Genomic DNA, 13,224 nt, shown 5'->3' with positions numbered 1-13,224 from the left:
TTAGTGCTTTTTATCTAACTTCATAGCGAATTAAAGTAAGATATGATTAGATATAACCTATTAAAAAACAATAATACGTGCACTTATGCTAAATAATTTATCATTACGGAAGAAAATATTATTATTGATTGGTGGTACCATCACCATTTTGCTAATTATTGCTTCAACATTTTTTGTAAATCACATCGCTAACCTTTCCAGAGTAAACATTGAGCGCGAAGCTCAAAGCTACCTTCAAAGCGAACAACTTTCAATGCAAAGCTACTTTGCAGAGTATGGCAAGCTGGTTTCTACGTTTGTTAATAACCCGCATTTGATTAACTTTTTTGAAAACTGGGATACTCGCGATCAGCCGATTAAAAACGCCCCCGGCTACAACGACGTTAATCAAGACTTTATCCGCATTAGCTCAAATGACGAAAATGTCCTATCGGCGTTTTTCGCATCAGCAACCACCGGTGAATACTTTAAAGAAAACGAGCGTACCAGCCATTACAATGGCCAGCCTTACTACGCTTATAAACGTGGTTGGTGGCAAGAAGCGCTGCAAATTAATAAACTTTACGTCGGCCCTATATCGGTCGATTTAACCACAGGCGTTGCCTCAGCAGTTGTACAACAGCCGGTATACAACGCACAGCGTAAACTTATTGGCATGGGCGGTGTTGATTTACAGCTTAATAAAATCAACGACATGGTTGAAGGTATCCGCTTTAATGGCCAAGGCTATGGTTTTTTACTCGATGGCAATCAAAAGGTTGTACACTTTTCAAATGCCACTGGCCATAAGCTGTCTAACACCGATGAAGGCCCCAAAGGCAAAGAAGGGCTAGATGGCCTCGAAAGCCAGTTTAGCAATACATCAGGTTTTACAGAGCTTAACACACAAATGCGTAATAACCTTGAAGGCAGCCAATTGGTGACCTTAAAAGGAGAAGAGTTCTATGTGGTGTATCATCGCTTACAACTAGAGCAGCCTTATCTAGATTGGTATGTAGGTATACTCATTCCAACCAGCATGATTGAAGCCCCCGTTAATGAAGCGGTTACCACCACAACCACCGCAGTGGTGATTATTTTAGTGATCATTTTAGCAATGATACTATGGGCAACCCACATGATTTCGCAGCCTATTACCACCTTAACTAATATAATGCGTGATATTGCCTCAGGCGAAGGCGATTTAACCCAAAAGATTAATATTACCAGCCAAGACGAAGTTGGCCAGCTTGCCAATCACATGAATACATTTATTGATAAGCTACGCGCCATGATGTTAGAGACAGCCGCACAAGCTGAGCAATTGACCAATGCCGCAGCGCAACTTAAAAATGTGTCTGCGCAAACCAATACCGAAATACAGCAAGAAAAACAACAAGTAGACAGCGTCAGTGCCGCCGTGACCGAAATGGCCAGCACCGTGCTTGAAATATCGCGCAACGCACAACATACCAACAGCGCCGCCGAAGAAGTGCAAGCCATTACAGCCGAAGGAGCAGACCGCTCTACGCAAGCACAACGTGTGATGACCGAGCTTGCACTGCACATAGGTGAAGCATCTAAAGTAGTAGCAGGGCTTGAACAAGAAAGTAATAATATTGGTGCATTAGTGGATGTAATTAACTCCATTGCCGATCAAACTAACTTACTTGCTCTTAATGCCGCTATTGAGGCTGCGCGTGCCGGTGAGCATGGCCGCGGTTTTGCCGTAGTTGCAGATGAAGTGCGCTCACTTGCGAGCCGTACGCAAGAATCAACCGACGATATTCGAAATATGATTACTCGCTTACAGCAAATTGCTCAGCAAGCGTCGGTAATGATGCTGCAAGGGCAAGAGCAAACTGAGGGCTCAGTATCGCAAACCAAAGAAGTACTTAGCTCATTACAAAACATTGCCCAGTCGGTAACTAAAGTGCAAGATCAAAGCCACCAAATTGCCACCTCAACTGAGCAACAAACCGTTGTGGCTGAGGACATTAATACCAGCCTTGCAGCGATTAATGGCTTAGTAAACAGCACCGCTGATCACGCCCACATTTTAGCAGATGAAGCGCGCGATTTAAGCGACCTTGCTATTGCCTTAAACAAAACGGTTAATCAGTTTAAGCTTTAAATACACCGCAGAACTAGGTGGGTAATTAAGTATAAAACTTACCCACCCATACTCTTGTTTTTAAATTTTTTAACACCATATCTTCACAACTTGCTGCTATTTTTAAGCGTAATTAAATTAGTTTTACGCATCAGATCAAATTTTTCTGTTTTAAATACACATCTTTTTGTTGAGATAGTTTGTTGTTTGGCAGAGTCTGGTATAGTAGCACACGTATTAAACAGTGCTTTTGAGGCTCTTTAGTACAAAATTGCTAATTAATATGTTCTACAGGTTATGTAAAAGTACATATTAATTACCAATTGTAAAAAATGGGTTAGCCGACACTCGGTTAGCAAAGAATACATTGTAACGGTTTTATCATGATATCTAATTTATTTACCAAGATTTTTGGTAGTCGCAATGACCGCACTATTAAAAACCTAAGAAAGACGGTCGCGCTAATTAACGCGCTAGAAACGCAATTAGAAGCGCTTTCTGATGAAGATTTAAGAGCTAAGACAGCTGAGTTTAGAGAACGTTACGATAACGGACAAAGCCTTGATGACATTCTACCAGAAGCATTTGCTGTGGTACGTGAAGCGTCAAAGCGTGTAAATGGCATGCGTCACTTTGACGTGCAGCTATTAGGCGGCATGGTTTTACATCAAGGCCGTATAGCAGAAATGCGTACCGGTGAAGGTAAAACACTAACAGCCACACTTCCAGCCTACTTAAATGGCTTAACTGGCAAAGGCGTGCACGTAATTACCGTGAACGATTACCTTGCTAAACGTGATGCTGAAACAAACCGCGAGTTATTTGAGTTCTTAGGCCTCACTGTAGGCTGTAACGTACCAGGCATGATGCCACAACAGAAAAAACAAGCTTATAGTGCTGACATTACTTACGGTACTAATAACGAGTTTGGTTTTGACTACCTACGTGACAACATGGCATTTAGCATTGATGAGCGCGTACAACGCCCACTGTTTTATGCGGTAGTGGATGAAGTGGATTCAATCTTAATTGATGAAGCGCGTACGCCACTTATTATCTCAGGCCCAGCTGAAGATAGCTCTGAGCTATACATCGAAATTAATAAAATTGTGCCGTTATTAGAGCTTCAAGAAAAAGAAGACGAAGAAGGCATTGAAGGCGATGGCGATTACACAATCGACGAAAAGTCTAAACAAGTTCATTTAACTGAGCGCGGTCAAATTAAAGTAGAAGATCTACTTACTGAACGTGGCTTAATTGAAGAAGGCGACTCGCTTTACTCAGCCGGTAGCATTACCTTACTTAGCCACGTGTATGCCGCACTTCGTGCCCACAAGCTTTATCAAAAAGATGTTGATTACGTTGTTAAAGAAAACGAAGTTATCATTATCGATGAGCACACAGGGCGCTCTATGGAAGGTCGTCGTTGGTCTGAGGGTTTACACCAAGCTGTTGAAGCTAAAGAAGGTGTAAAAATTCAAAACGAAAACCAAACACTGGCTTCAATTACTTTCCAAAACTACTTCCGTTTATACGAAACCTTAGCCGGTATGACAGGTACAGCCGATACTGAGGCATTTGAGTTTCAATCTATTTACGGCCTAGACACGGTTGTTATGCCAACTAATAAGCCGATGATCCGCGATGATCGCGCCGATTTAGTTTACCTAACACAAGAAGAAAAATACGAAGCTATTTTAGCCGATATTAAAGATTGCCAAGAGCGCGGACAACCTGTGCTTGTAGGTACTATTTCGATTGAAAGCTCTGAGTATTTATCGCAGTTTTTACGCAAAGAAAAAATTAAGCACAACGTACTTAATGCTAAATTCCACGCGCAAGAAGCTGACATTGTATCGGATGCTGGTTTACCAGGTACTGTAACAATTGCAACCAACATGGCCGGTCGTGGTACCGATATTGTGCTTGGTGGTAACTGGAACAGCGAAGTTGAAAAACTAGAAAGCCCAACAGATGAGCAAATTGCTGAAATTAAAGCGGCGTGGAAAATTCGTCACGATGCAGTAATTGATGCTGGCGGTTTACATATTATTGGTACTGAACGTCATGAATCGCGCCGTATAGATAACCAATTACGTGGCCGTGCTGGTCGTCAGGGTGATGCCGGCTCTAGCCGTTTTTACTTATCGATGGATGATGCGCTAATGCGTATATTTGCCGGTGAGCGCATGACTAACATGATGCGTAAACTAGGCATGCAACGCGGCGAAGCCATTGAACACCCATGGGTTAACCGTGCCATTGAAAACGCTCAGCGTAAAGTAGAAGCACGCAACTTTGATGTACGTAAGCAATTACTTGAGTACGATGATGTAGCAAACGATCAACGTCGTGTTGTTTACTCTCAACGTAACGAGTTGCTTGAAGAAGGCGATATTTCTGAAACAATTACAGCAATCCGCGCAGATGTACTCAATGGAATGATCGATCAATACATTGCACCACAAAGCCTTGCTGAAATGTGGGATATCCCAGGTCTTGAAGAGCGCTTAAAACAAGACTTCCTGATTGAGCTGCCTATCACACAGTGGTTAGCTGATGACAATAAACTATACGAAGAAAAACTTCGTGAGCGCATTGAGCAAGCAGTTGAGCAAGCTTACAAGCAAAAAGAAGAGCAAGTTGGCGACTCTGTACTACGTCAGTTTGAAAAAGCGATTATGCTACAAAGTCTTGATCAGCACTGGAAAGATCACCTTGCTGCCATGGATCATTTACGCCAAGGTATTCACTTACGTGGCTATGCACAAAAGAACCCTAAGCAAGAATATAAACGCGAGTCATTTGAGCTATTCACCGAAATGCTTGAAAACTTAAAAGTTGATGTAGTGGGCATTTTAAGTAAAGTACAAGTTCGTGCCGAAGAAGATGTTGAAAAAGTAGAAGAGCAACACCGTAAAAGTGAAAATGCCCCTCGCGAGTACCAACACGAAGAAGCTGAACATGTAGGCGGTGAAGCCCCTCAAAGCGCAACTGTTATGGCAAGAACAGCGCCTAAAGTTGGGCGTAACGACCCGTGTCCGTGTGGCTCAGGACAAAAGTTTAAGCAATGTTGTGGTAAATTAAAGTAACGACGCATTGAATATAGTTAAAAAGCGACGCTAGCGTCGCTTTTTTTATGGAGAAAAACATGACAATGAAAACTGTAAATGTAGCGGTAGGCGTAATAAAAAAAAATAACGCCATCTTTATCTGCAAGCGCGGTGATGAGCAACATCAAGGTGGCTTATGGGAATTTCCAGGCGGCAAAGTAGAAGCTGGCGAGAGCGTATTTGCTGCACTTAAGCGAGAGCTTAGCGAAGAAGTTGGCATTACCATTCACAGTTCTAGCCAACTGATGGTGATTGAACATGACTATGGCGATAAATGTGTAAAACTTGATATTCACGTTGTAAGTAACTTTAGCGGCGAAGCGCATGGCGCTGAAGGTCAACCAAGCGAATGGGTCGCTATTAATGAGCTTAGTAACTATGAGTTCCCTGCTGCTAACGCTGAGATTATTGAAAAAATACACGCGCGTTACGCGTAATCTGCCATGAATACAGCAATACAAAATAAATTAAGTGAGCTATTAGCACTAAACCCTGCGCTTACTCAGGTGAGCTCTTTAGGCAGCGGACATATAAACACTACGTGGCTGCTCACCAATGCTGCGCAGCAATTTGTTGTGCAAAAGCTCAATACCCATGTATTTAAAAACCCAGCACAACTGGTTAATAACGCCAAACTAATTGAGCAGCACCTAAGCGCTAAACAGCAAGCAAATACTTACCCGCTCGATATTGTTAAGCATATAAGTACCGACCAAGGTGAATACCTTATTACAATTAACAACGCGTACTATCGCGTGCTTAATTTTATTAGCCAAAGCTCGAGTATAGATGTGGTTAATCATCCCCCTCATGCAGAGCAAGCGGCATTTGCATTTGGCACATTTACACGTGCCCTGCTCGATTTTGACGCATCAAGCCTCTACCCTGTTATTACTGACTTTCATAACTTAGCCATGCGCTTTAAACAGCTAAATACAGCCATTACCACAGCTAATAAAGAGAGGCTACAGCAGTGCAAAAACGACATAGACTACTGTATTGCACAACAACATTTAGTAAAAGAGCTTGCTGAGGTAACGGCTGATCTGCCCACCCGCGTGTGCCACAACGACACTAAAATAAATAATATGCTGTATTGCAGCAACACATATAAAGCGAAGGCGGTTATCGATTTAGATACCTGTATGGCCGGCTTTTTATTATATGACTTTGGAGACATGGTACGCACATTTTGCTGCGCTGAGGCAGAAGATTCGATTAATCTTGATAAAGTAGTTATTCGCAAAGAGGTATTTACAGCGCTTGTTAAAGGCTACCTTACTCCTCTTAAATCGGCTATTAGCAACAAAGAGCAAGCAAGTTTACTACTTGGTGCTAAAGTTATGCCGCTAATGCTTAGTGTGCGGTTTTTAACTGATTACTTAAATAACGACCTGTACTTTAAAACCGCCCATGCAGAACATAATTTAGAGCGTGCGCAAAACCAACTGGCTTTGTATAAAAATATTTTAAGCAATCAAAGTTGGATGCATAAGACCCTCATGCAATAACAGTAGTGTTATTGATATAAAAAAACCAGCAAGCTAAACACTTGCTGGTTTTTACTAAGTTAACCAAAAAGAATATCAATTACCAAATTTTTACGCGATCTTCTGGTTTAATATACATTTTGTCGCCTTCTTTTACGTCAAACGCGTCGTAAAACTCTGGCATGTTCGACAAAATACCGATTACACGGTAATGGCTTGGTGAATGCGGGTCTGTCATTAAGCGGTTACGTAATTCTTCATCGCGGTACTTACGACGCCAAATTTGTGACCACCCCATAAAGAAACGCTGATCGCCGGTGTATCCGTCAATTATAGGCGCTTTGTTATCACCTAATGATAATTGATACGCCTTGTAGGCTACGGTTAAACCGCCTAAGTCACCAATGTTTTCGCCAAGCGTAAGCTCGCCGTTTACACCTGCATCTTCAAACGGTTTATATTCGTTGTATTGCGCGACTAACGCACCGGTACGCTCTTCAAATTGTTTAAGGTCAGACTCACTCCACCAGTTACGTAAGTTACCGTCACCATCGTATTTAGCACCTTGGTCGTCAAAACCGTGGCCTAGCTCATGGCCAATTACTGCGCCAATTGCACCGTAGTTTACGGCGTCATCGGCTTCTAAATTAAAGAACGGTGGCTGTAAGATAGCAGCTGGGAATACAATTTCGTTATTTACTGGGTTGTAGTAAGCATTAACGGTTTGTGGCGTCATGTGCCATTCAGAGCGATCTACTGGCTTACCTAATTTAGCAATCATGTCGCTATAAGCCCACTGGCTGTAACGTATATAGTTGCCTACTAATTCATCAGGGCTAATTGTTAGTTCAGAGTAGTCTTTCCATTTATCTGGGTAGCCAATTTTTGGAGTAAATTTGTTTAGCTTTTCTTGGGCTGCCAACTTTGTTTCTGGGCTCATCCACTCAAGGTTTTCAATAGCAACGCCGTAACCTTTAATAACGTTATCTACCAGTTCTTCCATGCGCGCTTTTGCTTCAGGCGGGAAGTTATCTTTTACGTATACTTTACCTAAAATTTCACCCAGTACGCTGTTAGACGCATCGACCGCTTTTTTCCAAAGTGGCGCTTGCTCTTTTACGCCGCGTAATGTGGTGCTGTAAAAATCAAATTTAAGATCAACCAGATCAGCGCTTAGTAACTGCGCGTAACCACTTACAAAATGAAATTTTAAGTAGTTTTTCCACGTTGCTAAATCGGTTTCTTTGTACACATCAGCAAACCCTTCTAGGTAGCTTGGCTGACGAACAATAATGTCTGAAGTATCTACCCCAGCGCTTTTGAAAAACGCAGCCAAATCAAAGTCGCCGGTTAGCTTATTTGCCTCAGCCACAGTCATTTTATTGTATGACTTAGTTGCATCACGGCTTTGTACTCGGCTCCATTGAGCCTTTGCTAAAGCGCTTTCAAATGCGATAACGCTTTTCGCGGCATCAGCAGCATTTTCAACGCCTGATTTAGCTAAAATATCTGTTATGTATTGCTCGTAAGATGCGCGAATTTTAGTAAATTTTTCATCATCTTTTAAGTAATAGTCACGATCAGGTAAACCAAGTCCAGATTGCGATAAGTACAGCGCGTATTCACTTGAATTTTTAGCATCGTTATTTACAAACCAGCCAAATGGTAAGCTAGCGCCTTGCTGCTGAATTTTAGCCATTAAAGGCGCAAGATCAGCTTTTGAATCTAGGCTATCAATGGTATTAAGTGAAGGTTGTAAAGGTGTAATACCTAACTCATCACGTGTGTCTTTATCCATGTAGCTTTTGTAAAAAGCGCCAATTTTGTACTCGTCACTGCCTTTTTTAACACTGCTATTTTTAGCGGCACTTTCAAGTGCTGTTTTCATCGCTTTTTGCGACTCATCGTATAACTGTGTAAACGAGCCATAATTCGACTTATCGCCAGGGATCTCTGTTTTAGCAAGCCACTGACCATTTACATGGTAATAAAAGTCATCTTGCGCACGAACAGACTCATCCATATTGGCAAGGTTTACACCTAGTTCTAGGGTCTTTTCTGCAGGAGCTGTAACGGCAGCGGTGTCGGCAACGTGCGTTTCTTGTTGTTTTTCACCGCAACCTACTAGGCCCAATGCAAGTGCGATACTTGCAGCGGTTATAGTTACTTTTTTCATAATTATTCCGTTTGTTAGTAAAGAATAAAATATCTATTTCATTAAACAATTGCACCGCAGAGAAAAATTAAATGGGCGCTGTGATACTTTCACTTAATGAAATTAATATTTAGGCGGTTAAAACAACACGCCGAATTTGTATGATAAACCCCATTAAAGAAACAATAAAATAGAATATGTAACAAAGTATTTTCTATGAGACGAGGTAACAAAATAGCCCTACCAACAACCATAATAGCGTTTTTGGGCGCTATTTTTTGCCATGAAGTGCAAGGCGCTCTAGCTTTTCTTTCAGCGAAGGAGGCGCTGATGCGGCAATTGCATTAAGGTAATCTGAAGTTTGCTGGCTCATTTTTCTTGAGTTGCCGGGTGCTTTACCTTTGGTGCCTGTTTTATCTGTTGTTGGGCTTAAGCGCGCTGTTGCTTGAGGGTTGGCAACAATTTTAATTTGTCCGAGCTCAGCCATGCCCGCCGCTCTAAAATGCGACTGCATATCCATTTTTAAATAATTAAGTTTAAGGGCAATTGCCGCCGATACAACTTCTATCATTAGCGTGCCATCGCGATAATTACTCACACGGCATTTTTCAGCAAGCTTAGGACCTAAAAATTCTTTGAGCAACACCTGTTGCTTATCAAGTGCTTGGCTTTTACCTGCGTAGGCCGATAACCGGTTATTTAGGCCTGCCATAATGTCAGTTAGGGGTTTTGGTGCGTATCTATCTTTAGCCATAGTGCAACTTACATTAAATACAACGTTATAATGCTAAAACTAAAAGCAAAGCGATTAGTTTTAGCAAGGTTTAAACACAATACTAGGCGCCCGCAATCTGCATTTGCTCTATAAGTACTGAACCCGTTTGAATACCGCCTCTGCGCTCAATATCACCACCAATTGCACTAATGCCTTTAAACATGTCTTTTAAGTTTCCGGCAATAGTAATTTCACTTACAGGGTACTGAATTTCACCGTTTTCTACCCAAAAGCCAGCCGCTCCACGCGAGTAGTCACCGGTAACGGTGTTGACGCCTTGCCCCATTAGCTCAGTGACCAACAAGCCTGTCCCCATGGTTTTTAATAGTGCGGCTAAATCGTTGTGCGTTTGCTCTACTAACCAGTTATGAATACCGCCCGCATGGCCTGTTGGCGCCATATTTAATTTACGAGCTGCATAACTTGCTAATAAATACGTTTGCAGCTCACCGCCTTGAATTATTTCACGGTCAATGGTTTTTACCCCTTCGCTATCAAAAGGTGACGATGCTAACCCTTTCAATATATGAGGACGCTCAGCAATATTTACGCTCTTACTAAATACTTGAGTGCCTAAGCTGTCGAGTAAAAAGCTTGATTTACGATAAAGCGCACCACCACCAATAGCCGACACCAAATGGCCAAACAATGAGTTGGCAATATCAGCTCTAAAAATAACAGGAACTTTCATAGTGCCCAGCTTTTGGCTGTTTAATTTAGCCAGCGTTTCTGTGGCGGCTTCTAGGCCAACTGCTGCGGCATCGTTTAAACCAGCTTGATCACGGGCAACAGTGTACGCCGAGTCGCGCTGCATGTGCTCGCCTTCTTTACCTATTACCATAGTACTAATGCTATGGCGCGTACGTGGAAAACCAGCAATTAAACCATGGCTATTACCGTACACACGTAAACCTTGGTGCGATGAAAAACTTGCACCATCTGAATTTACAATACGCTCATCAGCATTTAAGGCTGCTTGCTCGGCGGTATGGCATAGTTCAATACCTTGCTCTGGGCTTACATCCCACGGGTGGTACAAATCGAGATCTTTAGGTGCAAACTCAAGTAATTCTTTATCGGCAATGCCATTAAAAGGGTCATCTGAGGTAAATTTGGCAATATCAATGGCTTTTTCGACTACAGTGCGTAGTGTTTTTGGGTTGAGATCAGCAGTAGACGCCGAGCCTTTATTATTGCCGACATACACACTGATACCTAAGCCGCCATCTTGGTTAAATTCTATGGTTTCTACTTCACCCATGCGTGTACTTACCGATAAACCAGATGTGCTCGACATAGCGGCTTCTGCAGCAGTAGCACCCAATTTTTTAGCATGCTCGAGCACTTCTGCTACGGCATCTTTTACTTGAGATATTTGAGAATAAATTGGATCGTGTTGTTGGCTTTTCATAAATTAAGTCCTGAGCCTTAAGGCAATATTGCACGCATTTCTTATCTTTAAATGCTAACACACTCACTGCACCACATCAGCTAATATTAATCACTAAAAGAATCACGTATAATGGCAAAAGTTATTTTTACTTAAGAGCACCCCATGGCGAAGAAAAAAGGCAAGCCTGCTGAAATTGAAGAAGAAATTATTTACGTATCAAAAAGTGAACTAAAGCGTGACGCGCAAGAGTTTCACCAGTTAGGTTCTGAAATTGCTAAAATGGGGAAAAAGCAACGCGAACGCTTACCACTCAATGACGATTTAAAAGAAGCCATGGTGGTTGCCGATAAAATTAGCAACAAAAGCGATGCGTACCGCCGTCATTTAAATTACATTGCTAAAACGCTGCGCACAGTAGAAAACGTTGAAGAAATTAAAGCAATTATTGATGTAATGCTTAATAAAAATAACCAAGCTGAGGTTTTAATTAAAAAAATTGAGCAATTACGTAGTGACTTAATTGAACAAGGCGACGATTTAATCAACGAAACCATTGAGCAATACCCGACCCTTGAGCGCCAAAAAATGCGCCAATTGGTTCGCAATGCCGCCAAAGAGGTTAAAGCCGAAAAGCCAGGCAAGGGCTATAAAGAATTGTTTCAATACCTAAAAGATGCCCACAACATAACGTATTAACAAAAAATACTCTTTTAAAAGGTGCTTAGGCACCTTTTTTGTTGTAGATCAAAACCCCTTCCTTAAAAGCTTTTTATACTCACCACCTCATTAATATATAAGGTGCGCGTGATGATAAAGCTTCCAAAATGGGATCAAACTCTTATAAATAAGTATAACGTGTCAGGGCCGCGTTATACCTCCTATCCTACCGCGTTATCTTTAAGCGAGGGGTATCAGCAGCAAGACCTAATTAGCGCTATAAAATCATCATCGAGTCGCTCACTCTCTTTGTATATTCATATCCCATTTTGCAGCGAGCTTTGCTATTACTGCGGATGTAACAAGGTGATTACGCGCCATCAGTCTAAAGCCGATGTGTACTTAGATTATTTAGCAAAAGAAATGGCAGCGCACGCCACTTTATTTAAACACTACACGGTAGAGCAATTGCATTTAGGCGGCGGTACACCAACCTTTTTAACTGTAAAGCAAATGACGCGCCTAATTAATTTGCTAGAGCAACACTTTCATTTTACCCGCAACACTGAACGAGGCATTGAAATAGACCCACGTTCCCTTGCTGAAGATATGCTTATACACTTACGAGTTTTAGGCTTTAATCGTGTTTCGTTTGGTATTCAAGATTTTAACGATGAGGTACAGCAAGCTGTTAACCGTACACAACAAGTAGAGACCGTTAAAGCACTCATTACACAAGCCCGCGAGCTGGGCTTTAAGTCTATAAATGCAGACATGATTTATGGCCTACCAAAGCAAACTCCCCAAAGCTTTGAAAAAACAATAGCGCAATTAATTGCCTTAAGCCCAGACAGAGTCTCTGTATTTAATTACGCGCATTTACCAGAGCGCTTTGCAGCACAACGTAAAATAAAAGAGGCTGATTTACCCAGTGCCCACGACAAGCTAACCATGTTTAAAAACACCTTGGCGCAAATGACATCAGCAGGTTATCAGTTTATTGGTATGGATCATTTTGCAAAAGCCGACAACGAACTTGCCGTTGCGCAAAACAAAGGGCAGCTACATCGCAATTTTCAGGGCTATACCACCCACGGTAATTGCGATTTATTGGGTTTGGGGGTTTCGTCTATTTCACAAATTGGCACGGCCATTTTACAAAATCAAAAAGTGCTTAAGCATTACTATCATACAATTGAAACGCAAGCTGGGAGCGCTATACATAAAGGCATGCATTTAACGCATGATGAAATAATACGTGCAGATGCTATTAAATCGCTTATCTGCCAGTTTGAATTAGACACACAAACTTTTGCGAAAAAGCACTCTATACATTTTGATGAGTATTTTACAGACGCGCTGTTGGCACTAAAACCTTTAATAGACGATGACATGGTACATATAAACAATAAGGTAATACGCGTAACACCTCGTGGAAACCTGTTTATTCGTATTATATGTATGTGCTTTGATGCTCACTTACAAAAGCAAATAAGTAAAACCCGTTTCTCACGGGTGATTTAAAGCCGGCATAAAAAAAGAGCAGACC

The 13,224-nt window shown here is 41.7% G+C and carries 9 protein-coding genes; 6 read left to right on the top strand and 3 right to left on the bottom strand.

Annotation, left to right across the window (positions count from 1 at the left end; genetic code table 11):
• Positions 1 to 85: 85 nt before the first annotated feature.
• From WDB87_RS01485 to WDB87_RS01470, 4 genes are all read left to right on the top strand, one after another.
• A complete protein-coding gene (locus WDB87_RS01485; RefSeq protein WP_337848806.1) occupies positions 86 to 2,113 on the top strand; it encodes a methyl-accepting chemotaxis protein in 2,028 nt (675 codons plus the stop codon).
• Between the two features lie 362 nt (positions 2,114 to 2,475).
• On the top strand, positions 2,476 to 5,184 hold the full coding sequence (gene secA / locus WDB87_RS01480) for a preprotein translocase subunit SecA (protein ID WP_286245928.1): 2,709 nt from the start codon (positions 2,476 to 2,478) through the stop codon (positions 5,182 to 5,184).
• Between the two features lie 59 nt (positions 5,185 to 5,243).
• Complete coding sequence (gene mutT, locus WDB87_RS01475) at positions 5,244 to 5,642, top strand: 8-oxo-dGTP diphosphatase MutT (protein ID WP_337848805.1); 399 nt, start codon at positions 5,244 to 5,246, stop codon at positions 5,640 to 5,642.
• A 6-nt stretch (positions 5,643 to 5,648) separates the two neighbouring features.
• On the top strand, positions 5,649 to 6,716 hold the full coding sequence (locus WDB87_RS01470) for a phosphotransferase enzyme family protein (protein WP_337848804.1): 1,068 nt from the start codon (positions 5,649 to 5,651) through the stop codon (positions 6,714 to 6,716).
• A 79-nt stretch (positions 6,717 to 6,795) separates the two neighbouring features.
• Here the strand turns inward: WDB87_RS01470 and WDB87_RS01465 are convergent, their stop codons facing one another.
• The 3 genes from WDB87_RS01465 to pmbA all read right to left on the bottom strand — a co-directional run bounded on the left by WDB87_RS01465 (position 6,796) and on the right by pmbA (position 11,036).
• A complete protein-coding gene (locus WDB87_RS01465; RefSeq protein ID WP_337848803.1) occupies positions 6,796 to 8,871 on the bottom strand; it encodes a M13 family metallopeptidase in 2,076 nt (691 codons plus the stop codon).
• 250 nt (positions 8,872 to 9,121) lie between these two features.
• Complete coding sequence (locus tag WDB87_RS01460; protein WP_337848802.1) at positions 9,122 to 9,604, bottom strand: DUF721 domain-containing protein; 483 nt, start codon at positions 9,602 to 9,604, stop codon at positions 9,122 to 9,124.
• Between the two features lie 82 nt (positions 9,605 to 9,686).
• Complete coding sequence (pmbA, locus tag WDB87_RS01455; RefSeq protein WP_337848801.1) at positions 9,687 to 11,036, bottom strand: metalloprotease PmbA; 1,350 nt, start codon at positions 11,034 to 11,036, stop codon at positions 9,687 to 9,689.
• Between the two features lie 144 nt (positions 11,037 to 11,180).
• On the opposite strand from pmbA, the gene yjgA reads away from it, so the two are divergent.
• Both yjgA and hemN read left to right on the top strand, forming a co-directional pair.
• Entirely contained in the window at positions 11,181 to 11,714 is a 534-nt protein-coding gene (yjgA, locus tag WDB87_RS01450) for a ribosome biogenesis factor YjgA (protein ID WP_055014568.1), read from the top strand.
• A gap of 111 nt (positions 11,715 to 11,825) precedes the next feature.
• Positions 11,826 to 13,199 (top strand): oxygen-independent coproporphyrinogen III oxidase, encoded by a 1,374-nt coding sequence (gene hemN / locus WDB87_RS01445; RefSeq protein WP_337848800.1) that lies wholly within the window; start codon positions 11,826 to 11,828, stop codon positions 13,197 to 13,199.
• The last annotated feature ends 25 nt before the right edge of the window (positions 13,200 to 13,224 follow it).

This window comes from Pseudoalteromonas sp. C12FD-1 (genome assembly GCF_037414265.1).
Classification (GTDB): Bacteria; Pseudomonadota; Gammaproteobacteria; order Enterobacterales; family Alteromonadaceae; genus Pseudoalteromonas.
Note: the sequence above shows the minus strand (reverse complement) of the source record. Positions and strands in the feature narration are given on the sequence as shown.